Origin of the sequence: Arthrobacter sp. NicSoilB4 (assembly GCF_019977335.1) — a bacterium.
GTDB lineage: Bacteria > Actinomycetota > Actinomycetes > Actinomycetales > Micrococcaceae > Arthrobacter.
Genome location: NZ_AP024653.1, coordinates 2,052,825 through 2,079,373, shown reverse-complemented (window position 1 = coordinate 2,079,373; position 26,549 = coordinate 2,052,825). Strand labels below are relative to the sequence as shown.

24 protein-coding genes are annotated in these 26,549 nt (G+C 67.7%); 11 read left to right on the top strand and 13 right to left on the bottom strand.

The window, feature by feature from the left end:
* The first annotated feature begins 74 nt into the window (after positions 1 to 74).
* Together LDO13_RS09355 and LDO13_RS09350 are read left to right on the top strand one after the other, a co-directional pair.
* Positions 75 to 773, top strand: coding sequence for a TetR/AcrR family transcriptional regulator (locus LDO13_RS09355; protein ID WP_224049741.1), 699 nt, complete (start codon positions 75 to 77; stop codon positions 771 to 773).
* A complete protein-coding gene (locus tag LDO13_RS09350; protein ID WP_224046501.1) occupies positions 770 to 2,959 on the top strand; it encodes an acyl-CoA dehydrogenase in 2,190 nt (729 codons plus the stop codon). Before LDO13_RS09355 ends, LDO13_RS09350 begins: the two co-directional genes overlap by 4 nt.
* A 93-nt stretch (positions 2,960 to 3,052) precedes the next feature.
* Here LDO13_RS09350 and glgA read toward each other — a convergent pair whose 3' ends face one another.
* Positions 3,053 to 4,258 (bottom strand): glycogen synthase, encoded by a 1,206-nt coding sequence (gene glgA, locus LDO13_RS09345; RefSeq protein WP_224046500.1) that lies wholly within the window; start codon positions 4,256 to 4,258, stop codon positions 3,053 to 3,055.
* 96 nt (positions 4,259 to 4,354) lie between these two features.
* On the opposite strand from glgA, the gene glgC reads away from it, so the two are divergent.
* From glgC to LDO13_RS09330, 3 genes are all read left to right on the top strand, one after another.
* The gene (gene glgC, locus LDO13_RS09340; protein ID WP_224049740.1) at positions 4,355 to 5,776 is read left to right on the top strand and encodes a glucose-1-phosphate adenylyltransferase; all 1,422 of its coding nucleotides are present in this window, start codon (positions 4,355 to 4,357) and stop codon (positions 5,774 to 5,776) included.
* Between the two features lie 86 nt (positions 5,777 to 5,862).
* Positions 5,863 to 7,326 (top strand): SDR family NAD(P)-dependent oxidoreductase, encoded by a 1,464-nt coding sequence (locus tag LDO13_RS09335; protein ID WP_224046499.1) that lies wholly within the window; start codon positions 5,863 to 5,865, stop codon positions 7,324 to 7,326.
* An 88-nt stretch (positions 7,327 to 7,414) separates the two neighbouring features.
* Positions 7,415 to 7,885, top strand: coding sequence for a pyridoxamine 5'-phosphate oxidase family protein (locus tag LDO13_RS09330; protein WP_224046498.1), 471 nt, complete (start codon positions 7,415 to 7,417; stop codon positions 7,883 to 7,885).
* A 65-nt stretch (positions 7,886 to 7,950) separates the two neighbouring features.
* On the opposite strand, the gene LDO13_RS09325 is transcribed toward LDO13_RS09330, so the two are convergent.
* Positions 7,951 to 8,412 carry a universal stress protein gene (locus LDO13_RS09325; RefSeq protein ID WP_224046497.1) on the bottom strand — a complete coding sequence of 154 codons (462 nt, stop codon included), beginning with the start codon at positions 8,410 to 8,412 and terminating at the stop codon, positions 7,951 to 7,953.
* A 307-nt stretch (positions 8,413 to 8,719) separates the two neighbouring features.
* Between LDO13_RS09325 and LDO13_RS09320 the strand changes: the two genes are divergently transcribed.
* Positions 8,720 to 9,445 (top strand): response regulator transcription factor, encoded by a 726-nt coding sequence (locus tag LDO13_RS09320; protein ID WP_224046496.1) that lies wholly within the window; start codon positions 8,720 to 8,722, stop codon positions 9,443 to 9,445.
* A 33-nt stretch (positions 9,446 to 9,478) separates the two neighbouring features.
* On the opposite strand, the gene LDO13_RS09315 is transcribed toward LDO13_RS09320, so the two are convergent.
* The gene (locus tag LDO13_RS09315; RefSeq protein ID WP_224046495.1) at positions 9,479 to 11,179 is read right to left on the bottom strand and encodes a GAF domain-containing sensor histidine kinase; all 1,701 of its coding nucleotides are present in this window, start codon (positions 11,177 to 11,179) and stop codon (positions 9,479 to 9,481) included.
* 170 nt (positions 11,180 to 11,349) lie between these two features.
* On the opposite strand from LDO13_RS09315, the gene LDO13_RS09310 reads away from it, so the two are divergent.
* A complete protein-coding gene (locus LDO13_RS09310) occupies positions 11,350 to 11,838 on the top strand; it encodes a pyridoxamine 5'-phosphate oxidase family protein (protein ID WP_224046494.1) in 489 nt (162 codons plus the stop codon).
* Between the two features lie 41 nt (positions 11,839 to 11,879).
* Here the strand turns inward: LDO13_RS09310 and LDO13_RS09305 are convergent, their stop codons facing one another.
* The 3 genes from LDO13_RS09305 to LDO13_RS09295 form a co-directional block, all read right to left on the bottom strand.
* On the bottom strand, positions 11,880 to 12,731 hold the full coding sequence (locus LDO13_RS09305; protein ID WP_224046493.1) for a transglutaminase family protein: 852 nt from the start codon (positions 12,729 to 12,731) through the stop codon (positions 11,880 to 11,882).
* On the bottom strand, positions 12,728 to 13,654 hold the full coding sequence (locus LDO13_RS09300) for an alpha-E domain-containing protein (protein WP_024366688.1): 927 nt from the start codon (positions 13,652 to 13,654) through the stop codon (positions 12,728 to 12,730). The genes LDO13_RS09305 and LDO13_RS09300 overlap by 4 nt, the downstream gene beginning before the upstream one ends.
* 75 nt (positions 13,655 to 13,729) lie before the next feature.
* Complete coding sequence (locus LDO13_RS09295) at positions 13,730 to 15,286, bottom strand: circularly permuted type 2 ATP-grasp protein (RefSeq protein WP_224046492.1); 1,557 nt, start codon at positions 15,284 to 15,286, stop codon at positions 13,730 to 13,732.
* 178 nt (positions 15,287 to 15,464) lie between these two features.
* Between LDO13_RS09295 and LDO13_RS09290 the strand changes: the two genes are divergently transcribed.
* Both LDO13_RS09290 and pepN read left to right on the top strand, forming a co-directional pair.
* The gene (locus LDO13_RS09290; RefSeq protein WP_224046491.1) at positions 15,465 to 16,496 is read left to right on the top strand and encodes a putative sulfate exporter family transporter; all 1,032 of its coding nucleotides are present in this window, start codon (positions 15,465 to 15,467) and stop codon (positions 16,494 to 16,496) included.
* Positions 16,497 to 16,500: 4 nt separating this feature from the next.
* A complete protein-coding gene (gene pepN / locus LDO13_RS09285; RefSeq protein ID WP_224046490.1) occupies positions 16,501 to 19,104 on the top strand; it encodes an aminopeptidase N in 2,604 nt (867 codons plus the stop codon).
* Positions 19,105 to 19,261: 157 nt separating this feature from the next.
* On the opposite strand, the gene LDO13_RS09280 is transcribed toward pepN, so the two are convergent.
* The 5 genes from LDO13_RS09280 to LDO13_RS09260 all read right to left on the bottom strand — a co-directional run bounded on the left by LDO13_RS09280 (position 19,262) and on the right by LDO13_RS09260 (position 23,415).
* Positions 19,262 to 20,368: a biotin/lipoate A/B protein ligase family protein gene (locus LDO13_RS09280; protein WP_224046489.1), complete on the bottom strand. Its 1,107-nt coding sequence runs from the start codon at positions 20,366 to 20,368 to the stop codon at positions 19,262 to 19,264.
* 140 nt (positions 20,369 to 20,508) lie between these two features.
* The gene (locus LDO13_RS09275; RefSeq protein ID WP_011691973.1) at positions 20,509 to 20,766 is read right to left on the bottom strand and encodes a type B 50S ribosomal protein L31; all 258 of its coding nucleotides are present in this window, start codon (positions 20,764 to 20,766) and stop codon (positions 20,509 to 20,511) included.
* A gap of 192 nt (positions 20,767 to 20,958) precedes the next feature.
* Positions 20,959 to 21,768, bottom strand: a complete 810-nt coding sequence (locus LDO13_RS09270) for an RNA methyltransferase (protein ID WP_224046488.1) — start codon at positions 21,766 to 21,768, stop codon at positions 20,959 to 20,961.
* A gap of 57 nt (positions 21,769 to 21,825) precedes the next feature.
* Complete coding sequence (locus LDO13_RS09265) at positions 21,826 to 22,611, bottom strand: sulfite exporter TauE/SafE family protein (RefSeq protein WP_224046487.1); 786 nt, start codon at positions 22,609 to 22,611, stop codon at positions 21,826 to 21,828.
* A gap of 18 nt (positions 22,612 to 22,629) precedes the next feature.
* Positions 22,630 to 23,415: an ABC transporter ATP-binding protein gene (locus LDO13_RS09260; RefSeq protein ID WP_224046486.1), complete on the bottom strand. Its 786-nt coding sequence runs from the start codon at positions 23,413 to 23,415 to the stop codon at positions 22,630 to 22,632.
* 154 nt (positions 23,416 to 23,569) lie between these two features.
* Between LDO13_RS09260 and serB the strand changes: the two genes are divergently transcribed.
* On the top strand, positions 23,570 to 24,478 hold the full coding sequence (serB, locus tag LDO13_RS09255) for a phosphoserine phosphatase SerB (protein ID WP_224046485.1): 909 nt from the start codon (positions 23,570 to 23,572) through the stop codon (positions 24,476 to 24,478).
* 107 nt (positions 24,479 to 24,585) lie between these two features.
* Here serB and LDO13_RS09250 read toward each other — a convergent pair whose 3' ends face one another.
* The gene (locus LDO13_RS09250) at positions 24,586 to 25,338 is read right to left on the bottom strand and encodes an SDR family oxidoreductase (protein ID WP_224046484.1); all 753 of its coding nucleotides are present in this window, start codon (positions 25,336 to 25,338) and stop codon (positions 24,586 to 24,588) included.
* Between the two features lie 190 nt (positions 25,339 to 25,528).
* Between LDO13_RS09250 and LDO13_RS09245 the strand changes: the two genes are divergently transcribed.
* The gene (locus tag LDO13_RS09245; RefSeq protein WP_224046483.1) at positions 25,529 to 25,894 is read left to right on the top strand and encodes a DUF5655 domain-containing protein; all 366 of its coding nucleotides are present in this window, start codon (positions 25,529 to 25,531) and stop codon (positions 25,892 to 25,894) included.
* Positions 25,895 to 25,972: 78 nt separating this feature from the next.
* Here LDO13_RS09245 and LDO13_RS09240 read toward each other — a convergent pair whose 3' ends face one another.
* Entirely contained in the window at positions 25,973 to 26,392 is a 420-nt protein-coding gene (locus LDO13_RS09240; RefSeq protein ID WP_275959821.1) for an Hsp20/alpha crystallin family protein, read from the bottom strand.
* Positions 26,393 to 26,549 lie beyond the last annotated feature (157 nt).

The following is a 26,549-nucleotide window of genomic DNA, read 5'->3' as shown; positions in this document are numbered from 1 at the left end:
GTATCGTGAACATCCCCCAGCCTGATCTTCCCGGCGCAAGCACGGACGGCTCCGCTTCCGCCGGCGCCGGCAATGTGGACGGCCGCGCGTCGCGCTGGCAGTCGCACCGTGAAGAGCGGCGCCGGGAGCTGATCAAGTCAGCCCGCAGGGCCGTGCATGCGCTCGGCAGCGACGCGTCGATGGAGGACATTGCCGCAGCTGCCGGCACCTCGAAATCCGTGTTCTACCGGTATTTCGGGGACAAGGCCGGGCTGCAGCAGGCAGTGGGCGAAGTCGTCCTGAACCAGATGCAGCGCCGCATCCAGGAAGCCGCCCAGAGCGCCCAGACCCCCCGCGAGGGCCTCTTCGCGATGGTCTCCGCGTACCTCCAGATGGCCGAAACCAGCCCGAATGTGTACACCTTCGTCACGCGCTACACCCCCGGGGACGCGGAGGCCACAAACGGCACCATTGCCACCGCCGGTGCGCTGGGCCACTTCTTCGCGGCGATCAGCGACATGATCGCCCGGCCCATGCGCAGCCACCTTGGCGACGGGCGTGAGGCCGTGATCGGATACTGGCCGAACGCGGCGATCGGCCTGGTCCGGAACGCCGGCGAACAATGGCTCGCCAGCCCGGCTTCCCCGTCGAAGCCCGACCAGGAGGCGATGGCACGCCAGATTACCGACTGGCTGTGCCTCGGCATCGCCCCCGAGCTCCGCACCGCAGCACCGGGCCTCACACCACCGACTTCCGCACCGACCTTGTCAGAACCAAAGAAGGAATCGACATGACCGAACTCGCCGACCGCCCCTTGGGCGAAGCCCGCAACAATACAGCCCGCAACACAGCAGTCCGCAACACCGCCACCCGCAACCCTGCTGTCCGGACGCCGGCGGCCTCGTCGACGCCGGCAGGCACGCCGGCTCCCGTCGTCGACGTCGCCGCACTCGGTGAGCTGCTCCTGGGCAAGTGGGCCGACACCCGCCGTGTCTCCCGTGCGCTCGCGGGCCGCCCCGAGCTGCACAAGACCGAGGGACTGACCCACACCGAGCACCGCAAGCGCGCTTTCGGCCAGCTCAAGATCCTGGTGGACAACGGCGCCGTGCACCGCGCCTTCCCCGTGTCCGTCGGCGGCGCCGACGAACACGGCGGCAACGTGGCCGGCTTCCAGGAACTCGTCATCGCCGACCCCTCGCTGCAGATCAAGGCCGGCGTCCAGTGGGGCCTGTTCGGCTCCGCCGTGAACCACCTCGGCACGAAGGAACACCACGAGAAGTGGCTCCCCGGCATCATGAGCCTGGACATCCCCGGCTGCTTCGCCATGACGGAGACCGGGCACGGCTCGGACGTTGCCAGCATCGCGACCACCGCCACGTACGATCCGGCGACCGAGGAATTCGTGGTGCACACACCGTTCCGGGCCGCCTGGAAGGACTACATCGGCAACGCCGCCGTCGACGGCCTCGCCGCAGTGGTGTTCGCCCAGCTCGTGACGCAGGGCGTGAACCACGGCGTCCACGCCTTCTACATGGACCTCCGGGATCCCGGGACCAAGGAGTTCCTGCCGGGAATCGGCGGCGAGGACGACGGCGTCAAGGGCGGCCTCAACGGCATCGACAACGGCCGGCTGCATTTCACCCACGTCCGGATCCCGCGCACCCACCTGCTGAACCGCTACGGCAGCGTCGACGCCGACGGCAGCTACAGCTCCCCGATCGCGAGCCCGGGCCGCCGCTTCTTCACCATGCTCGGCACGCTGGTCCAGGGCCGCGTCTCGCTCGACGGCGCCGCCGTCACCGCGTCGAAGCTGGCCCTGAAGACGGCGATCCAGTACGCCACGGAACGCCGCCAGTTCAACGCCTCCTCGCAGACCGACGAGGAAGTGCTGCTGGACTACCAGCGGCACCAGCGCCGGCTGTTCACCCGGCTCGCCACGACGTACGCCGCGGGCTTCGCCAGCGAGCAGCTGCTGCAGAAGTTCGACGACGTCTTCTCCGGCCGCACCGATACGGACGAGGACCGCCAGGACCTGGAAACCCTCGCCGCAGCACTCAAGCCGCTCAGCACCTGGCACGCCCTCGACACCCTGCAGGAATGCCGCGAGGCCTGCGGCGGCGCCGGCTTCCTGATCGAGAACCGCTTCGCCTCGCTGCGCGCCGACCTGGACGTCTACGCCACCTTCGAAGGCGACAACACCGTCCTGCTGCAACTGGTCGCGAAGCGGCTGCTGGCCGACTACGCCAAGGAATTCCGCAGCGTGAACTTCGGCGTCCTGGCCCGCTACGTGGTGGGCCAGGCCACCGGCGCCGCCATCCACCGCACCGGCCTGCGCGGCGTCGCGCAGTTCATGGCGGACTCCGGCTCGGTGCAGAAGGCCGCCATCGCCATCAAGGACGAGGCGAGCCAGCGCGCGCTGCTGACCGACCGGGTGCAGACCATGGTCGCCGAAGTGGGCTCGGCCCTCAAGGGCGCCAACAAGCTTCCGCAGCAGCAGGGGGCGGCCCTGTTCAACAGCCACCAGAACGAACTCATCGAAGCTGCCCAGGCGCATGCCGAGCTGCTGCAGTGGGAGGCCTTCACCGAGGCGCTGGGCAAGGTCACTGACCCCGGCACCAGGAAGGTCCTGACCTGGCTGCGGGACCTCTTCGGCCTGTCCCTGATCGAGGAAAACCTGTCCTGGTACCTCATGAACGGCCGGCTCTCCATGCAGCGTGCCCGGACCGTGGGCGAGTACATCAACCGGCTGCTCGTCAAGATCCGCCCGCACGCCCTCGACCTGGTGGACGCCTTCGGCTTCGGCCCCGAACATCTCCGCGCCGAGATCGCCACGGGCGCCGAGAGGGTGCGCCAGGACGAGGCGCGCGAGTACTTCAGGCAGCAGCGTGCCAGCGGCGACGCACCGGTGGACGAGAAGATCCTGCTGGCCCGCACGGGCCGCGGGACATCGACCCGCGACATCAAAGAGCGCGGCGCCTGACCCGGCCCGATAAGGACGGCGGCGCCGCCCCCTTTAGCCGGGGCGGCGCCGTCGTCGTCTCTTCTGCCGTCTCCGTTCAGGAGACAGCGGGGGTCAGGAACCGCTGGGGAGCACCGAGCGGTAGACCTCAAGCGTGGTCTCCGTGATGGATTCCCAGGAGAAGTGCTCCTCGGCCCGACGGCGCCCGGCCCGGCCCATTTCGCGGGCCCGTTCGGGATCCGACACGACCTCGGTCAGGGCGGCGGCGAATTCGGTGACGAATTTCTCCGGGTCCAGCGGAGTGCCGGTCCCGTCCGTGACCTGCTCGATGTCCACCAGCAGGCCGGTCTCGCCATGCTGGACAACCTCGGGGATCCCGCCGGTGGCGCTGGCCACGACGGCGGCGCCGCAGGCCATGGCCTCCAGGTTGACGATCCCGAGCGGTTCGTAGATCGACGGGCAGGCGAACGCCGTCGCATGGCTGAGGACCTGGATGAGTTCGTTCCGCGGCAGCATCCGCTCCACCAGGATCACACCGCCGCGCTGTGTCTGGAGCTCCTCGATCAGGCGGGCGGTTTCGGCCGCGAGCTCGGGCGTGTCGGCGGCGCCGAGGCACAGCACCAGCTGGACGTCGGCCGGCAGCTGGGCGGCGGCGCGGAGCAGGTAGGGCACGCCCTTCTGGCGCGTGTTGCGGCCCACGAAGACCACGCTGGGCCGCTCCGGGTCAATCCCCAGGGCGCGGACGACGTCGTCGCCCTCGTCCCGGTTCCAGAGGCTCACGTCGATTCCGTTGTGCACCACCTTGACCTTGGCCGGGTCCACGTCGGGATAGCTGCGCAGGATGTCCTGGCGCATGCCCTCGGACACGGCGATGATGGCGGCCGCGGCTTCATAGGCGGTCTTTTCCACCCAGGAGGACAGGGCGTAGCCGCCGCCGAGCTGCTCGGCCTTCCACGGCCGCAGCGGTTCCAGGCTGTGGGCGCTGAGCACGTGCGGGATGCCGTGCAGCAGCGAGGCGATGTGCCCCGCCATGTTGGCGTACCAGGTGTGCGAATGCACCAGGTCCGCTCCGGCGATGTCGGGCACGATGCGCAGGTCCACCCCGAGAGTCTGCACCGCGGCGTTCGCCCCGGCGAGGTCCTCGGGCACGGCGTAGGACGTAACGGAAGCACCGTGGTACCCCGGTTCACGGGGCGCGCCGAAGGCGCGCACCTGCAGATCCACGTGCTGGGCCAGCACCCGGCTGAGTTCGGCCACGTGGACCCCGGCGCCGCCATAGATTTCGGGCGGGAATTCTTTGGTCACAATGTCTATACGCACAAACCCCAAGGTAGTCGTTACGGTGGAACTGATCTAGTGTGAAGACGTTCGGGCGTGCCGGACTGTTTTGGGGAAGTACAAAGGCGTTCAGGAGCGATCACCATGCCGAATAAAAAAGTTCTGGCCATTGTCCTCGCAGGTGGCGAGGGAAACCGGCTCATGCCACTGACGGCAGACCGGGCCAAACCCGGTGTTCCGTTCGCCGGAAGCTACCGGCTTATTGACTTCGCGTTGTCCAACCTGGTGAATTCCCGCTATTTGCAGATCGTCGTCCTGACGCAATACAAATCGCACAGCCTGGACCGCCACATTTCCGAAACCTGGCGGATGTCCACCCAGCTGGGCAACTACATCGCCTCGGTCCCGGCGCAGCAGCGCGTGGGCAAGAGCTGGTTCCTCGGCAGCGCCAACGCCATCTACCAGTCCCTGAACCTGATCCATGACGCCAACCCGGACATCGTCGTCGTGGTGGGCGCCGACCACGTCTACCGGATGGACTTCGCCCAGATGGTTGACCAGCACGTCGCCAGCGGCGCCAAGGCCACTGTTGCGGCCGTCCGCCAGCCGCTGCACATGGCGGACCAGTTCGGCGTCATCGAAGTGGACCAGGACAACCCCGAGAAGATCGCGGCCTTCGTCGAGAAGCCGTCCTCCACCCCGGGTCTGGCCGCCGATCCCACCCAGTTCCTCGCCTCCATGGGCAACTACGTCTTCGACGCCGACGCCCTCGTCGAGGCCCTGCACGTCGACGCCGAGCGGCTGGACACCAAACACGACATGGGCGGGGACATCATTCCCTACTTCGTCGACAAGGGTGAGGCCGGAGTGTACGACTTCACCCTGAACCAGATCCCCGGCTCCACCGAACGCGACCGCACCTACTGGCGCGATGTCGGCACCATCGATTCGTTCTACGACGCGCACATGGACCTCATCTCGCCCGTGCCGGTCTTCAACCTGTACAACTCCGAATGGCCGATCTACACGCGGCAAAGCATTTCCCCGCCGGCCAAGTTCGTCCGCGGCCAGAAAAACACGGTGGGCACCGCCCTGGATTCGATCGTCGCCAGCGGCACCGTCATTTCCGGCGGCATCGTGGAAGGCTCCGTGCTTTCCAACGACGTCTACGTCGGCACCTCCAGCCGTGTGCTGGACTCCGTGCTGATGGACAAGGTCAACATCGGTGAAGGCGCCGTCGTCAAGCGCGCCATCATCGACAAGAACGTCCAGGTCCCGGCAGGTGCCGCGATCGGCCTCGACCCCGAACTGGACCGGGCACGCGGCTTCAAGGTCACGGATTCAGGCATCACCGTCCTGTCCAAGGGACAGGTCGTCCCCGAACCGGGCGAAGACGAGCGCGCCTTGTCGGCCGCCAACCTGATCCTCGTGCCGGACGCGGTCAGGGCCGCCACGGAGAACTGGCCGGCCCTGCGCGAGTCGGTGGACAAGGTGGCGGAAGTCCAGGCCGCCGCCGTCGGCGTCACGGTCCCCGGCGCGGGGTCACCGAAGGGCCACTGAGCCCTCCTTCCAGCGAAGATCCAGCAAGGACGGGAGCCCGGCACCGGCGTCGGGCCGGGCTCCTGGCAGGCTGTAAAATTAGGGAAATGAGCTCCCCCGATCTGCCGTCCGACCTGACCCCCGAGGAAATCCAGGCCTGCCTGAAGGTCCTCAACAGCATCCACGTCTACGACGAGGAGCACCCGGACTACGTATCGGTGCGCCGCGCCACCGGCAAGATGTTCAAGGCCGTCAAGCGGCACCGCCGGGTCAGCAAGCGGGACCTGATCGCCGAAGCAGACCGCGCCGTGATCGCCCAGACGGCGACGGCGGCCCCGGACCGGATCGACGACGAGACCCGCGGCAACAAACTCGCCACGTCCGCGACCGGGGAGATCGCCGGGCACCTGATCAGGTCCAGGCCCTGCTACATCTGCAAGCAGCACTACACCCAGGTCGACGCTTTCTACCACCAGCTGTGCCCGGAGTGCGCCGAGTTCAGCCACAGCAAGCGGGACGCCCGCACTGACCTCACCGGGCGCCGTGCTCTCCTCACCGGCGGCCGGGCCAAGATCGGCATGTACATCGCGCTCCGGCTGCTGCGCGACGGCGCCCACACCACCATCACCACGCGCTTCCCCAAGGACGCCGCCCGGCGCTTCGCCGCCATGGAAGACAGCGCCGACTGGCTGCACCGGCTCCGGATCGTCGGGATCGACCTGCGCGACCCCTCGCAGGTCATGGCGCTGACCGATTCCCTGGACGCGGCGGGCCCGCTCGACATCATCATCAACAATGCCGCCCAGACCGTCCGCCGTTCCGGCAACGCCTACAAGCCGCTGGTCGACGCCGAGGACGAGCCCCTTCCAGCGGCCCTGCAGGCCGCCAACGGCGGCCCCGAACTGGTGACCTTCGGCCACGCCCACGACAAGCATCCGCTGGCGCTGGCGAGTACCGTCCTGGAGCACCCGGTGCTGGCCGGCGATGCCATCACGTCCCTGGCACTGTCCACCGGATCCGCGTCGCTGGAGCGGATCGCCTCGGGCACCGCCATCGACGCGGGGGGCCTGGTTCCGGACCTCGCCACGATCAACAGCTGGACACAGGTGCTGGACGAGGTGGATCCCCTCGAAATGCTCGAGGTCCAGTTGTGCAACGTCACCGCACCTTTCCTCCTGGTCAGCCGGCTGCGCGGGGCGATGAAACGCTCCACCGCGAGGCGGAAGTACATCGTGAACGTCAGCGCCATGGAAGGCCAGTTCTCCCGCGCCTACAAGGGCCCCGGCCACCCGCACACCAACATGGCCAAGGCGGCCCTGAACATGATGACCCGGACCAGCGCCCAGGAGATGCTGGACGCCGACGGCATTCTGATGACCGCCGTCGACACCGGCTGGATCACCGACGAGCGGCCGCACTACACCAAGGTGCGCCTGATGGAGGAGGGGTTCCACGCCCCGCTGGACCTCGTCGACGGTGCAGCCCGCGTCTACGACCCGATCGTTATGGGCGAGTCGGGCGAAGACCAGTTCGGTGTCTTCCTGAAGGACTACAAGCCGAGCCCCTGGTAGGCGCCGGGACCCAGCAGCGGCGGCCGGCTGGGGCTACGGGCCTTATGGCCCTAATGGGGGCCCCCGGCACTACGTAACGTGGGTCCACATGAACACAGAGACGACGCCTGCGCCCGATTTTGGACTGTCCCTTGACCAGTGCTGGGTGTTGCTGGATACGGAGGTCGTGGGGCGGATCGCCCTGATTGTGGACGGCCACCCGGAGATCTTTCCGGTGAACTTCGCACTGGAGCGCCGCTCCATTGTGTTCCGCACCGCCGGCGGGTCCAAACTGTGGGCAGCGATGACGGCCAAGCCGATCGCGTTCGAAATCGACGGCTACGACGCCCACGAGCAGCAGGCCTGGAGCGTTGTGGCCCGCGGCGAGGCTCAGTTGATTGAAAGCCAGCAGGAGAAGGACGCCGTCGACGCACAACTGCTCGAGCCGTGGCAGCCGGGCGACAAGAACTACTACGTGCGGCTCTCCCCCAAGGCGATGACCGGACGCCGATTCAAGGTCAACAAGCCGGACCTGTGGAGCACGCGGCTCTCCGATCCCCGCCGGGCATCTTTCGAATAGATCCCGGATCCACTGGTCCGCCCGGAAGCCGGGACGACCGGGCGAAATATCCGGCGGGCTGGCCGCTACTTCGCGGCGTGCTTGTCCTTGGTTTCCGGGGAATGGACCACCAGTACCGGGCAGTGGGCATGGGCCACCAAGGCGGAGCTCACGGATCCAATCAGCATTCCGCCGAAGCCTCCGTGGCCGCGGCGTCCCACCACCACCAGGTCGGCATCCCGGCTGGCCTCAATCAGGGTGTGCCGCGGGTGTCCCTGGACGAGCCGCGTTTCGACGTTGGCCGGGGTTTCAGCCCCGAACGCCTTCTCCACCGTCTCCTGAAGGATTTCGCCCGCACGGACATCGAAGTCGTCGATGCCCATGGCGACGTAGCCGTCATAGACCGGAGGGAGGTCCCAGCTGGCCATCGCTACAAGCGTGGCCGAGAGCGGTACGGCAAGGCTTTGGGCCTGGCGCAGCGCCTCCACCGACGCCTCGGAACCATCAACCCCCACCACAATCGTCCGGATGTCCCTGGCCTCGGTCATTGCGGATCCCTTCGTCGAGCAGCTGGCGCGTCCAGCCTACAATTACCCGGCAGCAATGGGAGCGGCAAGGGCCAAAAGTCATAAGGGTCAGCCGCAGGCGACGCCGCGGCAGGACCAAGGACCCTTGTCCGGGTCCGGGCCCCAGAGCAGAATTGCAGACGTCGGCAAAGGCGACAGCAACGCTAGAGTCGGCGACAATAGACAGAGCACGCACGATCCGCAGGCACCACCGGCAGGCACGGTCCGCGGAACAGGCTGGGGAGCACAGCACCATACTTGGCAGCACAAGCTGCCCGACAGGAGAGCCATGATTGCCTGGTCCGACGCAGGTCTCACTGCACCCGACGGGGCTCCGGCCGTCATCCGCGTCTTCATCCTGGATGACCATGAACTCGTCAGGCGTGGCCTCCAGGAGCTCCTTGAGGGTGAAGGGTTCCTGGTGGTGGGAAGCTCGGGTTCCGCTGTTGAGGCGACCCGCCGTATTCCCGCCCTTCACCCGGATGTCTGCGTTCTCGACGCCAGGCTGCCGGACGGCACCGGGATCGAGGTCTGCCGCGACGTACGCTCCGTAGATCCCTCGCTGAACTGCATCATCCTGACGAGTTTCGACGACGAACAGGCCCTGCGCGGAGCCGTCCTGGCGGGTGCGAGCGGCTATGTCCTGAAGGAAATCGGCGGCACCGACCTGATCGGGGCCCTGCGCCGGGCGGCCGCGGGAGAGTCGATCTTCGCGGAGGGGGTCGCTGCCGGCATCGTTGACAGCCTTGTGGAGGCCGAAGACGTTGACCCCAGGACGTCCTCCCTGACACCCCAGGAGCGCCGGGTGCTGGAGCTGGTGGGCGGCGGGCTCACGAACCGCCAGATTGCCGCGGAAATGTTCCTCGCGGAGAAGACAGTCAAGAACTACGTCTCGTCGCTGCTGGCCAAGCTGGGCTTCGAAAGGCGTACCCAGGCCGCGGTCTTCATCGCCGGGCCCGCGTCGGTGTCCCCCGGAAGCCATGCTGAAGCAAACCGCCCGCACACGGTCCGCTAGCTGGCAGCCCCGGCCCGCTGGAACGCTCGGGTGCTAGAGCGGCACTGACCACTCGAGGCTGGTCCCGGCATCCGGGGCGCTGGTGATGGTGCATTCGCCGTCGAGCATACGTGCCCGGTCCTCCAGGTTGGCGAGTCCCCGGCGTTTTTCCGGTTCCGCGAAGCCGGCGCCGTTGTCCGTGATGACCACCGTGACCCTGCCTTTCACGACGCCGACCGACACGGAGATGGCGTCCGCGCCGGAATGCCTGATGGCGTTGCTGAGGCCCTCCGAGACCACGGCCACGACGTTGTCCGCCTTGTCCGGCGTGACGGCGTCCACGGGTCCGGTGATGGTCAGGTGCGGCGTGAAGGGCATGGACTTTGCCGAGCCGCGCGTAACGCGCCGGATCCGTCCGCTGAGCAGTTCGGTTTCCCCGCTGCTGCTCTTGAGCGAGTAGATGGTGTCCCGCAGGCTCCGGATCGCCTCGTCAAGTTCGCCGGTGATGGTGCGGATCCGCTCGGTGGCGAGCTCATCCTTGGTGAAGCGGGTCAGGCTCTGGACGCTCAGCCCGGCGGCGAACAGCCGCTGTATGACCAGGTCGTGGAGGTCGCGGGCGATCCGGTCCCGGTCAGTAAACACCAGCAGCTCTTCGCGGAGGCGATGTACCCGGGCGAGCTCAAGGGCGAGGGCAACGTGGGACCCGAAGACCGCGCCCATCTCGATGTCCGTGCGGGCGAAGTGGAGCGCGTTCGGTTCCCGGACCAGCAGCAGGAGCCCGTGATGCGCTCCCTGGGTGCTGAGCGCCACCGCGAGCAGGGGTCCGGTGATCCCGCCGTCGAGCTCCCCGAACAGGGCTGAGGCGTCATCAAGCACAACGGGCTCCCCGCCGTCGAGGACGCTTTCAAGCAAAGGTGAGTCCAGCATGAGCCGGCGGCCGGTGAACTGCGGACTGCGTTGGCCGGCGACTCCGGCGACGATATGGCCGTCGCCTTCCGCTGCGGGGGCCACCAGCAGGGCGAGGTGGGAACCCGATTCCTGCAGTGCCCGGCTTGCGATGGGGTCCAGTCCCCCGGAGGTGTAGTCGCGGTCGTTGCTGAGCATGAGCCCTGAGACGTCCATGCAGGCTTCCAGCCAGCGGGCGCGGCGTCTGGCGTCGTCGTAGAGGCGGGCATTTTCGATGGCGACCCCCGCGGCCGCCGCCAGGGCGACGGCAAGGCCCTCGTCCTCGGCCGTGAAGTCGCTGCCGTCTTCCTTTTCGGTCAGGTACAGGTTGCCGAAGACCACGTCCCGGACCCGGACCGGGACGCCGAGGAACGATCTCATGGGCGGATGGTTTGCCGGGAAGCCGTACGATTCAGGATGGTTGCGCAGGTCGTGGAGCCGGAGGGGGCGGGGTTCGGAAATGAGCAGGCCCAGGACCCCGTGGCCGGTAGGCAGCGGACCGATCTTGTGGGACAGTTCCTGGTCGATGCCGACCGTGATGAAATGACTGAGGGCGCGGTCGTCGCCGATCACGCCCAAGGCGCCGTAGCGGGCGTGAAGAAGCCGGCACGCGGACTGCACCACGCGTTCCAGCACGGCATCCAGGCTGAGGTCTTCCGCAACGGCGACGACCGCTTCCAGCAGGCCGGCCATCCGTTCCTGGGACTGGAGCAACTCCTCGGCCCTGGACACGAATCCCTTGAGGACACCGTCAATCATGGGCTGCGGCTCGGTAGCAGCCTGGTCCGGATTTCCCCCGAGTGAATGCATGCTCCTGGCCCCAATTCGCTACAACGGACACAACGATCGTCGGCGCTGACGATAGTGATGCCAGAATACCCCGTTGCGGCTCCAAAGGCCCTAGATGTCGGACCATATTGCCGTGGATTGTGACCTTATCCCCTACCCTGACGCCGGGGGCATGTCATAGGCTCGGCACCATGAGTAATGATCCGAACCTGGGTAAGCACCAGCAGGCATATGAAGTCGAAAACCTTGACAACCACGAATGCTGGCGGCTCCTGCGCGGCGTCAGCGTGGGCAGGCTCGCGGTGTGGGTGGACGATCATCCCGACATCTTCCCCATCAACTACAAGGTGGACCATGGTTCCCTGGTGTTCCGCACGGCAGACGGAACCAAGCTCCAGGCGGCCACGGGCGACACCCCGGTGGCCGTCGAAGCCGACGGTGTGGACGCGGACAGCGGCATCGCCTGGAGTGTGGTGATCAAGGGACAGGCCACGCCGGTGCAAAACCAGCAGGAGGTCCTGGACACCGTGGGTCTGCTCTTGTTCCCGTGGCAGGCGGGCAAGAAGGAGCACTTCGTGCGGATCACCCCGGAAACAGTTACGGGACGCCGCTTCAAGGTGGTCCCGCCGTTGACCTGGTGGACGCCCCTGGACGACGCCACCCGTTCCGGCCTCGAATAGACCGTAAAGTCCAAGATGCGCTAGATGGGTGGCGCCGGGGCTCAGGCCAGGCGGGTGATCTCCACGCTCACACTGAGGGCTGAGCCGCCGCCGCCGGACAGGATCCCCTTGAGCGGGGGAACGTCGCGGTAGTCCCGGCCCCGCGCCACGGTCACGTGGAAGTCGCCGGCAGGTTTGTGGTTGGTGGGGTCCCAGCTGCGCCATTCCCCGTCCCACCATTCCAGCCAGGCGTGCGACTGCCCGGCGACCGTCTCGCCGAGCTCCGCCGTCGAGCGCGGGTGCAGGTAGCCGGACACGTAGCGGGCCGGGATGCCCCTGCTGCGCAGCGCACCGATCGCAAGGTGTGCCAGGTCCTGGCAGACACCCTGGCGCTGGTTCCAGGCCTCCTCGGCGTTGGTGGTGACGCCGGTGGAGCCCTTCATGTATGTCATTTCCCCGCGCATCCATTCGAAGATCGCCATGGCGGCCTCGTGCGGGTTGCGGCCCTCGACGACCCCGGGAATGATCCCGAGGACCTCGGCGCCCGGACCGGTGAGCTGCGACTGCGGGATCCAGTCGCTGAACTTGTTGAGCGTTTCCGGCGCCTCGAGGACGTCCCAGCCCACGATGTCCGCCTCGGACGGGATCCGCTCCACCCGGTGGACCTCAACGGTGGTGGTGGACAGGACTTCCAGGTGCTCGTGCGGCATCTGCATGTCGAACGCGGAAACGCGCGTACCCCAGTAGTCGCGGTAAGTGCTCAGCGCGGCCTGGGACGGCGAGACCTTCAGCGAGGACTCCAGCACCACCTGCTGCGGATCCGTCAGAGGCGTCATGCGGGCCTCGTTGTAGGAGAGCGTGACCCGCTTGTTGTACTTGTATGCCGTCTTGTGGATGATACTCAGCCGGGTCATGAAACTTCTCCCACCCAGGCCAGTTCGTCTGCCTGATTGAAGTACTTACGGGAAATGGCGTCCGAGGCCTGCGAGACAGCCTTCTGCACACGTTCCATGTGCTCCGGCAGCTCCGACATCAGGTCGTCGGTGCGGTGGAACTCGAGGAAGGTGCGGGCCTGGCCCACGATCCGGCGGGCGTCGTTGATGAAGCCGACGCGCTGGGCCGACGGGTCCAGCTTCGCGAGGCATTCGTCGGCATCCCGCAGCGCGTAAACGATCGAGCGCGGGAACAGCCGGTCCAGGAGCAGGAACTCGGCGGCGTGCTGGTCGCCGAACGCGGCCCGGCGGGTGCGCAGGAACGACTCGTAAGCGCCGGCGCAGCGCAGCATGTTCACCCACGACATCCCGGCGGAGAGGACATCACGGGTGGAGAGCATCCGCGCGGTCATGTCGGCGCGTTCCAGCGAACGGCCGAGGACCAGGAACTGCCAGCTCTCGTCGTGGCTCACCGTCGTGTCGGCGAGGCCGCTGACCATGGCCGTGCGTTCCAGCACCCAGTTGCAGAAGCGGTAGGTGCCGACGACGTCCTTGCGGTGCTGGTTGAGCCCGTAGTACGTGGTGTTCAGGCTCTCCCACAGCCCGGACGACACGGTTTCCCGGGCACGGCGGGCGTTCTCCCGCGCGGCGCCGAGGGAACCGGCGATCGAGGTGGCACTCTGCTTGTCGTAAGCCAGGGCGTTGAGCAGTTCGGGGAGGCCGAAGTCTTCGCTCTGCGCCCGGGCGCCCATAACGGCGAGGAGTTCCTGCGCGACGCTGCGCTGTTCCTCCATCGGCAGATGGTTGAGCCGCTCAAGGTGGACGTCGAGGATCCGGGCGGTGCCGTCGGCCCGTTCCACGTAGCGGCCGATCCAAAACAGGGACTCGGCGATACGGCTAAGCATTCGCGGTTACCTCCAGCGCATCGGAAATCTGAAAAGAGCAGGTCAGCGGAAAATTGGTCGACACGGTGCCGCGGGTCATTGCTGCTGCTCCTTCTGGCTGTCGCGCCAGTTGCTCTCGACAGGCCACACCGATACGCGTTCGCGGACGGTGATGGCCGGGCGCGGCAGGGTCTCCACCGGCACCTCCGGCGAATCGGCGAGCACCCAGGTGTCCTTGGAGCCGCCGCCCTGGCTGGAGTTCACGATCAGTGAGCCCTCCTTGAGCGCCACCCGGGTCAGGCCGCCGGGCAGGACCCAGACGTCGTCGCCGTCGTTGACGGCAAAGGGGCGGAGGTCCACGTGCCGCGGGCCGAACTTGTCGCCGCTGAGCGTGGGCACGGTGGACAGCTGCAGGACCGGCTGCGCGATCCAGCCGCGGGGGTCCGCAATGACGCGCTTGCGCAGGGCATCGAGTTCCTCCTTGGAGGCATCCGGGCCGATCACCAGGCCCTTGCCGCCGGAACCGTCCACGGGCTTGACCACGAGCTCGTCCAGCCGGTCAAGGACCTCTTCCCGGGCTTCCTTTTCTTCGAGCCGGAAGGTGTCCACGTTGGCGATCACGGGTTCTTCATTGAGGTAGTAGCGGATCAGGTCCGGGACGTAGCTGTAGACCAGCTTGTCGTCGGCGACGCCGTTGCCCACAGCGTTGGCGATGGTGACGCCGCCGGCGCGGGCGGCGTTGACGAGGCCCGGGCAGCCGAGCATGGAGTCGGCGCGGAACTGCAGCGGATCCAGGAACTCGTCGTCGATGCGCTTGTAGATCACGTCCACGCGCTGTTCGCCGGCGGTGGTGCGCATGTAGACCCGGTTGCCTCGGCAGATGAGGTCGCGCCCTTCGACGAGTTCCACGCCCATCAGGCCCGCGAGCAGGGTGTGCTCGAAGTAGGCACTGTTGAAGACGCCGGGGGTCAGGACCACCACCGTGGGGTCGTCGACACCGGACGGTGCCGTCTTGCGCAGGGCGGACAGGAGCCGGCGCGGGTACTCCTCGACCGGCCGGATGAGCTGCTGGCCAAAGGCCTCAGGCAGCCCCTTGGCCATGGCGCGGCGGTTCTCCAGGACATAGCTGACGCCGGAGGGGACGCGGACGTTGTCTTCGAGGACACGGAAGGTCCCCGCGGCGTCGCGGACGACGTCGATGCCGGAGATATGCACGCGGACGCCGCCGGCCGGCTCGAAACCGTGCACCTGGCGGTGGAAGTGGGCGCTCGTCGTGACGAGCTGGCGCGGGATGACGCCGTCGGCAACGACGGCCATCTTGTCGTAGACGTCGTTGAGGAACGCCTCGAGCGCCCGCACGCGCTGCGCCACGCCCTGCTCGAGCACGGTCCACTCGTCGGCCGGGATGACCCGGGGGACGATGTCGAGCGGGAAGGGCCGCTCCTCCCCCGCGAAGTCGAAGGTGACGCCGCGGTCCAAGAACGTCCGCGCCATGGAATCGGCGCGGGCGGTGACATCAGCGAGCGAGAGTTCACGCAGGGCCCCGGCAACCTGCCCGTAGGACTTCCGGGCCTGTTGGCCGGGGGTAAACATCTCGTCGTAGGCGCCGGTGCGTTCGGCGGCCACTGAGTAATCCTGGAATAGGTCAGACATGGTCTCTAGACAATCACCTTTTTGTTGCGAAATCATTTCCGGGCCCGCGGCAGTGTGGCGCCGGGCACCTCCGGAAGGGCGGGAAAGGAGCCTTCTGCGGGCTGCCAACCGGCGCGCGCCGCTGGCCGGCCGACGTGGCGGTGACGGCTTTTCCCGAGGCTTGGGGCAAGGTTGTTGCGTGCCACCGATAACTCTCACACCGCTCCTCAGGGCCAGGCCGCGGCCCGGCCTGCTCCCGGGCCTGCTGGCCGCGGCGGCCGCCGTCGTGCTGGCCCTCGCCGTCCACACCCTGATACCCGCCCTTCCGGCCATGACCCTGGCCGTGGTGTTCGGGCTCCTCTCGGCAAACGCTCCGGGGCTGTCCGGCTGGACTGCCGGCCCGGGCCGGCCCGGCCTGGATTTCGCCGGCAAGCACCTGATGCGCGCCGGGATCGTGGTCCTGGGCCTGAAGGTGAGCCTCGTGGACATCCTCGGACTGGGCTGGAGCGCGCTGCTGCTGATCACGGGCGTGGTCCTGGCGGCTTTCGCCGGAACGTACGGCATCAGCAGGCTGTTCCGGCTGCCGCCGCAGGTGTCGCTGCTGATCGCCACCGGCTTCTCCATCTGCGGGGCCTCGGCCATTGGGGCGATGGCAGCGGTGCGCCGGATCCGGCAGCACGACACCGTGCTTCCGGTGGCCTTGGTGACCCTGTGCGGCACCCTGGCAATCGGCGTGATGCCCCTGCTGATCCAGCCGCTGGGACTCGGCCCGGAAGTCTTCGGCGCCTGGGCGGGGGCCTCGGTGCACGACGTCGGACAGGTGGTGGCCACCGCGCAGACCGCGGGGGCCTCGGCACTCGCGGTCGCCGTCGTCGTCAAACTCACCCGGGTGATCCTGCTGGCTCCCATCGTCGCCGCCGCGGGCCTGCACCACCGCAGCACCGCCGGCGCCGGCGCCGGACTGAAGCGGCCGCCCATCGTCCCGCTGTTCGTGCTCGGGTTCGTCACCCTGGCGGCCCTGCGCACCACGGGCTGGCTCTCCCCCGCCGTCCTCGACGCCGCCGCCGTTCTCCAGGACGTCCTGCTGGGGATGGCGCTGTTCGGCCTCGGTTCGGCGGTGCGGGTCGGCCAGCTGCTGCACACCGGTGCGCGGGCCCTGCTGGCCGCACTGGCGTCCTGGCTGCTGATTGCCGCGCTGGGACTCGGCGCCGCGTACCTCATGATTAGATAGCTGGGTGTCAAACCAGAACCTGCGCCGCGATGAAGCCGCAACCCGCTCAGCCCTGATCACCACGCACAGCTACGACGTCTCCCTGGATGTCCGGCAAGCGGCTGATGCGGGGATTGCCGGGTACACGAGCCGCAGCGTCATCAACTTCTCCGCCAGCGCCCCAGGGTCCTCCACGTTCCTGGACTTCATCAGCAGCGACGTGCACAGCGTCTTCCTCAACGGCAAGGGACTTGACGTCAAGGACGTCGTGGATGGCTCCCGGATCCGGCTGGACAACCTCCAGGCGGAGAACCAGGTCACCGTCACGGGCACCGCGCTGTACAGCACCTCCGGGGAAGGCATGCACCGCTTCGTCGACCCGGCCGACGGCCAGTGCTACCTGTACACCCAGTACGAGCCCGCCGACGCCCGCCGGGTGTTCGCGAACTTCGAGCAGCCCGACCTCAAGGCCGAGTTCACCTTCCACGTCATGGCCCCCTCGGCCTGGCAGGTGGCGTCCAACGGCGTCGAGACCGCGCGCACGCTCCTGACCAGCGACCCGGACACAAGCCGCTGGGACTTCGCCCCCACGAAGGCGATGTCCACGTACATCACCACGGTCCTGGCCGGCCCGTACTTCAAGGCCGAGGATTCCTGGCGCGGGACCCTCAACGACGGCAGCAGCCTGGACGTGCCACTGGCCCTCTACTGCCGTGCGTCGATGGCGCCGTCCTTTGACCCCGAGGCGCTTTTCGCCCTCACCAAAAACGGCCTGGACTTCTTCAACGAGCTCTTCGACTTCCCGTATCCGTGGGGCAAATACGACCAGGCCTTCGTGCCCGAGTACAACCTCGGCGCCATGGAGAACCCCGGGCTGGTGACATTCACGGAGAACTACGTCTTCACCTCCCGGGCTGCCGATTCGCAGTACCAGGCCCGTGCCAACACCCTGCTGCACGAGATGGCCCACATGTGGTTCGGCGACCTCGTCACGATGCAGTGGTGGGACGATCTGTGGCTCAAGGAGTCCTTCGCGGACTACATGGGCACCCTCGGCGTGGACCGCACCACGGACTGGGCAACGGCCTGGGTGAACTTCGCCAACAACCGCAAGGCCTGGGCCTACGTGCAGGACCAGCTGCCGACGACGCACCCGATCGTCGCCGACATCCCCGACCTCGAGGCAGCCAAGCAGAACTTCGACGGCATCACCTACGCCAAGGGCGCCTCGGTGCTCAAGCAGCTCGTCGCCTACGTGGGTTTCGAGGCCTTCGTCGCCGGCTCCCGCCGGTACTTCAAGGACCACGCCTACGGCAACACCACCCTCGCGGACCTGCTGGCCGCGCTCAGCGCAGCCTCCGGCCGGGACCTCGGGGACTGGGCCCGCCAGTGGCTGCAGACCTCAGGCATCTCAACCCTCACCACCGGGATCGAGGAGCACGACGGCGTCCTCGGCACGGTGACCCTCCACCAGGACGCCGAGGACCCGACGACGGGCCGGCAGGAGCCGCGGCCGCACCGGCTCCGGATCGGCCTGTACGAGATGGACGACGCCGGCGCCCTGGTCCGCGCGGACAGCGTCGAGACCGACATCAGCGGCGCACGGACCGAAGTGCAGGCCCTGTCCGGCAAGCCGCGGCCGGCCCTGCTGCTGGTCAACGACGAGGACCTCAGCTACGCCAAGGTCCGGCTGGACCCGCACTCCGAAGCCACCGTCCGGGCCTCGCTCGGCGCACTCACGGATCCGATGGCCCGGGCCCTGTGCTGGACCGCCCTCTGGGATTCGGCCCGGGACGCTGTCACGCCGTCGTCCCTCTACGTGGACGCCGTGCAGCGCTTCGGCCCGGCGGAGACCGGCATCGGTGTGCTTCTGAACGTCCTGGGCAACGCGTCCACGGCGATCGAGCGCTATGTGCCCGCGTCCCGGCGGGACACGGTCCGCCACCGCTTCCTGTCCCTGGCAGCCGATGAGCTGCAGCGGGCCGCGCCGGGCTCCGACCAGCAGCTGGCGTGGGCACGCACGGTCGCCGCGACCAGCCGCCATGACGGCAGCAGGCTGGACCTGCTCCGCGGCATCCTGGACGGCAGCGAAGTGATCGACGGCCTGTCCGTGGATCCGGAGCTCCGGTGGAACCTCTGGCACGCCCTCGCCGCCAACGGACAGGCCACCGTCGAGGAGCTCCAGGGCGAGCTGGCAAGGGACAACACCGCCGCCGGTAAGTCCGGGCACGCCACAGCCCTCGCCGCCCGCCCCGAGGCGGCCGTCAAGGAGGCTGCCTGGCAGGAGGCGGTGCATGGTACGTCGCTCTCCAACCAGCTGCTGAGCGCCACGATCGCGGGGTTCAACACGGCACCGGCGGCCCTGCTCGCTGGATTCGTGGACCGTTATTTTGAGTGCCTCGAGGACGTGTGGTCCGGGCGCAGCATCGAAATCGCCAGCCGCATTGTCCGCGGCCTCTACCCGGCGGGCCAGGACCTCGACGGCGGCACCCCGGACACCCACGCCGTCGTCGTCCGGACCGATGAGTGGCTTGACGGCCACCCGGAAGCCCCCCGGGCGCTGCGCCGCATCATCATCGAGCAACGCAGCCACCTGCACCGTTCCCTTACGGCACAGGCTGTAGGCTAACCCCCAACGACTGCTCCGTATATACCGTTCGTGGGTAATGCGGCCACTTGTAGCGAACGGATGAAGAGCGTCTCCCACCCCGACACCCATCTGACACGAATGGCCGCTATGGGACGTGCTCCAACGGCGGCGGCGCAGTCGAGGGACCGTAAGGGGCCTACGGGACCCGGTGCAGCCACTCCTGGGTGCCGAACTTGGCCTCGACCCGGTGGTGGGCGGCGGCCAGTTCGGCGTCGGTGAGCTCCGAGGGGGTCGCGGCGTAGCGTTCCGCGAAGACGTCCATCATGGCCGCGACAATGTCGGTCCGGGCCAGGCCGGTCTGCCGGCGCAGCGGGTCGACGCGCTTCTTCGCGCTGCGGGTGCCCTTGTCCGAGAGCTTTTCCTTGCCGATCCGCAGGACCTCCACCATCTTGTCCGCGTCGATGTCATAGCTCATGGTGACGTGATGCAGCATGCCGCCGTTGGCGAGCCGTTTCTGCGCGGCGCCGCCGATCTTGCCGTGCTCGGTGGCGATGTCGTTCAGCGGCACGTAGAAGGCGCTGATCCCCATCTTCTCGAGGGCTGCCATCACCCACGCATCCAGGAAGCCGTAGGAATCGGCGAAGCTGATGCCGTCCACCAGGGTCTGCGGCAGGTACAGCGAGTAGGTGATGCAGTTGCCGGCCTCCATGAACATCGCTCCCCCGCCGCTGATCCGGCGGACCACGCTGATGCCATGGCGTTCGACGCCGGCCGGGTCCAGTTCGTTCCGGACAGACTGGAAGCTGCCGATCACCACTGACGGTTCCTCCCAGTCCCAGAAGCGCAGGGTGGGGTTGCGGCGGCCCGCGCCGACCTCTTCGGTCAGCACCTCGTCGAGGGCGACGTTGATGTGGGTGGGCAGCACGGAGGGCCCGATGATGTTCCAGTGGTGGTCCGCCCAGCCGGTGGCCTTCGCGAGGGCGCGGCGGACGGTGACCGCCACGGCCTCGGCGGAAAAGCCGAACAGGACGGCGTCGGCTGGCAGGGCCGCCGCCACCGCGGCGGAAATGTCCGCCGCGCCGGACTCCGCCGGCAGGCCGGTGAGCGCACGGTTGATGTCCAGCAGCGCCTCGTCGGGCTCCAGGAAGAAGTCGCCGCTGAGCGAGACGTTCGCGAGGACCCCGTCGACGACGTCGAGATCGGCCACCACGAGTTTGCCGCCGGGAACCTTGTACTCGCCATGGCGGCGTGTGCCGTAGTCGTCGGGACTGCTGGAACCGGGTACCGGGCGAAGGCTTGTCATGCCCTTAATCCTGCCACGCGGCGGCCGCCCTGCAGGCACAGGGTTGTTCGCTGTTTTCCGGGGTTTCCGGGGTTTCCGGACGCAAAAAACCCGCACCGTTGCCGGTGCGGGCTTTTCCAAAAGACCTTGGTGGGAAGAAGTTACTTCTTGCCGCCGAAGCCCTTGAAGCGAGCGTTGAAGCGCTCGACGCGGCCTGCAGAGTCCATGATGCGCTGCTTGCCCGTGTAGAACGGGTGGGACTCGGAGGAGATTTCGACGTCGATAACCGGGTAGGTGTTTCCGTCTTCCCACTCGATGGTCTTCTTGGAAGACACGGTGGACTTGGTCAGGAACTTGACGCCGGAAGCCAGGTCGTTGAAAACAACAGCTTCGTACTTCGGGTGAGTATTGGACTTCATAATTGGACCTTTGTTCGCACAACTGGATTTTGCCAGTTGCCAGGTATGAATGGGATGGCCGGCGGAATGCACCGGACGGCCAGCTATCAATCATAGCGGAAGATCGGCTCCTTCGCCGCCTGATCAGCGGTTCCGTCCGGCAACCCGGTATCGGCAGCCCTGTTTCGGCAGCCCTGTTTCAGCGGCCTGGTTTCAGTCCCGGGGCCGGAGCTCCCAGAACGCGACGGCGGACGCTGCCGCGACGTTGAGCGAGTCAACGCCCGGGCGCATGGGGATCTTTACGGCGAGGTCGACGGCGGCCAGGGTGCCGGCGCTCATTCCGGCACCCTCGGTCCCGAGGACGAGGGCGAGTTTCCCCGGCCGGCGGGCGGCCAGCTCATCGAGGTCCACGGCGTCGCCGGTGAGCTCCATCGCCGCCACGGTGAAGCCCTCGTCCCGGAGCACCTGCAGGTCCCCCGGCCAGTCCTCCAGCCGGGCCCACGGCACCTGGAACACCGTTCCCATGCTGACCCGGACACTGCGCCGGTACAGCGGGTCACCGCAGCGCGGGGAGACGAGGACGGCGTCGACGCCCAGGGCGGCGGCGGAGCGGAAGATCGCGCCGACGTTGGTGTGGTCCACGATGTCTTCCAGCACGGCGACCCGGCGGGCCCCGGCGAGGAGTTCGGGCAGCGGAACAGGTTCGGGGCGCTGCATGGCCGCCATCGCGCCGCGGTGGAGGTGGAACCCGGTGATGTCCTCGAGCAGCGCGGCGGAACCGATGTAGACGGGGACGTCGGGGTACTGGGCAAAGACATCGGCGAGGTCCTCCAGCCATTTCTCGGCAAGGAAGAAGGACCGTGGCCGGTGCCCTGCCGCGAGGGCGCGGCGCAGCACCCGGGAGGACTCGGCGATGTACATCCCCTCCGCGGGTTCGCGGAGCTTGCGCAGGTGCACATCGGTGAGCTGGGTGTAGTCGGAGACCCGGGGGTCGTCGGCGGACTCGAGGCGGTGGAAGGTCACTGGGGGGCCATTTCAGCGGAGGATTTTGGGGGAAAGTTCAGCAGTCACGGGACGGGATCACTTGAACAGGTTGGCGATCATGAACCCCAGGGCAACGAGGCCGAGGACAAAGATGACCCCGCGCAGGACAACCGGGGACAGCCGGCGGCCGACCTTGGAGCCGATGACACCGCCGATCAGCGAGCTCACGGCGATCAGCCCGACGACGGTCCAATCGATCCGGCCGAAGGCGAAGAGCAGGTAGGAGGCCGCCGCCACAACGTTGACGCCGAGGACCAGGATGTTCTTCATGGCGTTCGCGTTCTGCATGGTTCCGGTCATAAAGATGCCCAGGATCCCGACCAGCAGGATGCCCTGCGCGGCGACGAAGTATCCGCCGTACACGCCGGCAAGGTACACGAGGACGACGAGGATGACGCCGTGGCGGCGGTCCCGGATGGCGTGCTCGGGATTCTGTTCCCGGTTCCGGACCCACTGCTGCAGCCGGGGCTGGAACGCCACCATCAGCAGCGCGAGCACGATCAGGACGGGGGCGGCGTAGTAGAAGACCTGCTCGGGCAGGTGCAGCAGCAGGTAGGCGCCGGTGATGCCGCCCAGCAGCGAGGCGGGCAGCAGCTTGAGCAGCTGCCTGCCGCGTCCGGTGAGCTCCTTGCGGTAGCCCCAGGCGCCGGAGGCATTCCCCGCCACGAGACCCATCGCGTTGCTGATGGACGCCGTGACCGGCGCGTAGCCGAGGGCGATCAGCACCGGGAAGGTCACCAGGGTGCCGGAACCCACCACACTGTTGATGGTCCCGGCCCAGAGCCCGGCGAAGAAAATGAAGACGCTATTGAAGAACTCCACGCGCGGTCAGCGGCCCCGTCAGCGGCGTGCGGTGGCCGTGTACCGGCCGGCGGTGACGCTGACGTCCAGCGGCAGGCCGAAAGTCTGGCTCAGGTTTTCCGCGGTGAGGACGCCTTCGATCGGGCCCTGGGCCACCACGCCGCCGTCGCGCATCAGCATGGCGTGCGTGAAGCCCGGCGGGACCTCTTCGAGGTGGTGCGTGACCAGGACGATGGCGGGGGCGGCCTCGTCGCGGGCGAGTTCACTGAGCCGGTACACGAGATCCTCGCGGCCGGCCAGGTCAAGACCGGCGGCGGGCTCGTCGAGGAGCAGCAGTTCCGGATCCGTCATCAGGGCCCGGGCGATCTGGACGCGTTTGCGCTCGCCCTCGGAGAGCGAGGCGAACGGCCGGTTGAGCAGCGGGCCCATGCCCCACTCGTTCAGCAGGGAGAAGGCTCGGCGTTCGTCGTCCTTCTCATACCCCTCGCGCCACCGTCCCGTGACTCCGTAGGCGGCCGTCACGACGACGTTGAGGACCTTCTCATGCTCCGGGATCTGGTTGGCCAGCGCTGCCGAGGACAGGCCGATCCGGGGACGGAGTTCGAAGACGTCGACGGCGCCAAGGATCTCCTCGAGAATGCCAGCCATCCCGCTCGTGGGGTGGATCCGCGCACCGGCGATCTGCAGCAGTGTGGTCTTGCCGGCGCCGTTGGGTCCCAGGATCACCCAACGCTCGCCCTCGCGGACCTGCCAGTCGACCTTGTCCAGGAGGGTTTTTGCCCCTCGCACGACGCTGACGGCGGCCATTTCAAGAACATCACTCATAGGAGTAGACACTAGGACATAAAAGGGGACGACTGATAACCGGAACACCGGGCCCGGGCAGCGTGCGCGCCGCCCGCCTGCCGCCGGCTGCTGCCGCGTCACCGGGGCGCAACGAATTCGGTCCCCCATCGGCCTGATCGCTAGGATTGCAGCCATGAACCTGTTCGTGACCGCAGTGAGCTATGCCCCGAAACTTACCCTCCCCGAAGTGCAGCGGCTCCGTTCGCTGCTCTCCGCTGCGGGAGTGACGCTCGACGCCGAGACCCGCACCGGGGACTCCCGCTTCGAGGTCTACACGGCGGACGGCAGCATGGAGCTGGCCCCCGGCCCGGACAGCGGGGAGGCGGCTCTGGCGGCACTGCGCCGGGCGGCAGCGGATAACGGGCCCGCGGGGGTGGACACGGCGGTTGTCCCCACCTCCCTGCGCCGTGCGCGGCGGAAGTTCCTCATCTTGGACGTGGATTCCACCCTCATCCAGCAGGAAGTGATCGAACTCCTGGCCGCGTACGCCGGCAAACGTGACGAAGTGACGGCAGTGACCGAGGCCGCCATGCGTGGAGAGCTGGACTTCGCCCAGAGCCTGCACGCCCGGGTGGCGGAGCTCGCAGGGCTGCCGGCCGGCGTCGTCGATTCCGTGCGCGCCGAAGTGAAGCTGAGCCTGGGCGCGGCGGAGCTCGTGGCAGCTTTCCGGGCAGCGGGGCATGTGGTGGCCGTGATCTCCGGCGGCTTCAACCAGATTCTGCAGCCCATCGCGGAGGATCTGGGACTGGATTATTGGGTTGCCAACGAGCTTGAAATCGTCGATGGTGCCCTGACCGGGAAGGTGATCGGCGAGGTGATTGACCGGGCGGCGAAAGAGAAATACCTGCGCGCATGGGCCGCCAGGGAAGGCATCCCGATGGAGCACACGATTGCCGTGGGCGACGGCGCCAACGATCTGGACATGCTCGGCGCCGCGGGGATCGGCGTGGCGTTCAACGCCAAACCGGCTGTGCGCGCGGTGGCGGACGCCGAAGTGAACCTGCCGTACCTTGACGCAGTGCGTCACATCGCCGGCGTGTGAGGCCGGACGGTCAACCGATAGCTGGCAACAGACAACAAGGAAGGCCGGGGCGGTTGCCCCGGCCTTCCTTGTGTGCCGCCCTTGAGGGCCGCCGGCTTGGCGGGTGCTTAGTTGCTGCCCTTATCGAAGTAGTCGGCGCCGCCGACATACTCGGTGTGGCCGCTCTCGACGTCGGCGGTGACCATCTTGGCGACCTCGCCGGCGAATTCGACCACCGAGTACAGCTTCCCGGCCTCGGCGCGGCGGGCCTCGATGGCGCCCGGGTTGGAGCGGTCCAGCAGCGTGGCCGTCACGGTGCCCTCGATCATGTCGCCGGAGACGACGACGAGGGAGATGCCTTTGTCCGCCAGGTTCGGGACGAGTTCGCGGAGGGCGTCCTCACCGGCGCGCTTGCTGCGTGCCACGGGCTCGTAGTTCTCCATGGTGGGCACGGTGTTGATGAAGTGGGCCTGGTGGCTGGTCACGAAGACCACCCGGGACCCCCCGGACATCAGCGGCACGGCGGCGTTGAGCATGTTGACCTGGGCGTCGCGGTTGAGCTTGAGCGCGTAGCCCTCTTCCATGCCGGATTCCATCCCGCCGGAAGCGTTGAGGACCAGGACGTCGAGCGAGCCGAAGTTCTCCATCGCGGCGCTGGCGAGGGCCTGGACGCCTTCCTGGGTGGTGAGATCGGCGCCGACGGCGGCAGCGCGGCCGCCGGCCGCCTCGATCTCGGCGACGACCTTGTTGGCGCGCGGCGCCTTCTGGCGGTAGTTCACGACGACGGCGGCGCCCTCGCCGGCGAGGATCTTGGCGACTTCGGCGCCGATGCCCCTCGATGAACCGGTCACGATTGCGGTCTTGTTATCCAGCAGTCCCATACGAGCTCCTTTGTTCCAAACGTCCAAAAACGGTGGGTCTGCAGTCCATCATGCCAGCGGCTCCGGCCTTTTCAGTTGTTCGGGTCCCACAAAGAAGCTGCAGCGGGCTAGTGGCGGCACTGCCGGCGGGCGTAGGCTCGCGCATGGCATGGCTGATTGTGACGCAACGGGAGGGCCCGTGCCGCGGAGTGTGAGCGGGGAGTCGACGCCGGAAGAGGTGTTCAGCGGCTCACCGCGCGGACTTGAGCTGTTCCGCGCCCTGGTGGAGCTGCTGTCCGTGCCAAAGCCGCCCACGGTCCACGCCACGAGAAGCCAGGTCGCGTTTCGGGAGAAGCGCGGTTACGCGTACTTCTGGTGGCCCGGGAGATACGTTGACTCCGCTGTCCCCGCCGTACTGTCGATCGCACTGCCGCGGCGCATCGAGTCCGACAGGGTCAAGGAAGTGGTGAATCCCTCCCCCGGGGTGTGGATGCATCACCTGGAGCTTCATTCCTTGGACGAACTCGACACGGAGGTCCTGGACTGGCTGCGGGAGGCGAGGGAAGCCGCCGGCTGAGGGCGGGCGGCCCGCGCCTGCACAAGAACGGGGCGGGAGGACCGACAGTCCTCCCGCCCCGCCCCGCGTCCAGCCTGGTTACGGGTGGTCGATCCTGATCTTCCGGGCCGTCGTGTCGGGCCTGGGCACGGGGGCAGGTGCCCGCACCTCAAGGACGCCGTCCTTGTAGGTTGCCGTGATGTCCTCTGCCCTCGTGCCCGGTGGCAGCGCAACACTGCGCGAGAACGAGCCGTAACGGAACTCCGAGCGGTAGCCGTCCTTGCCCTTGTGCTCGGTCTTCTCCTCACGTTCGGCCCTGATGTGCAGCATGCCTTCGCTGACGGAGACGTCAACGTCCCTGTCGGGATCGATCCCCGGCACTTCGGCGCGCACCACCTGGGTGGTCCCGTCCACAAACTGCTCGACTTTGATGGACGGCGTCATGGTCAGGTCACCGTCGAGGAAGCGTTTGATCGGCTCCAGCACGTCCGACGGGACCCACTTGTTCAGTTCAGCCACGGTTATCCTCCTGATTCCATGCCCCTGCCATGGTGTGGTCAGGGGCTGTAGCCTCATTACACACCCGGGGATGCGCGGCGGAAAAGGGCTGAAGGTCCTGATGTGGCGGGCCGGGAGGCGCGCTGGGGGCACGGAGCGGCCGGCCCGGTGACGGCCG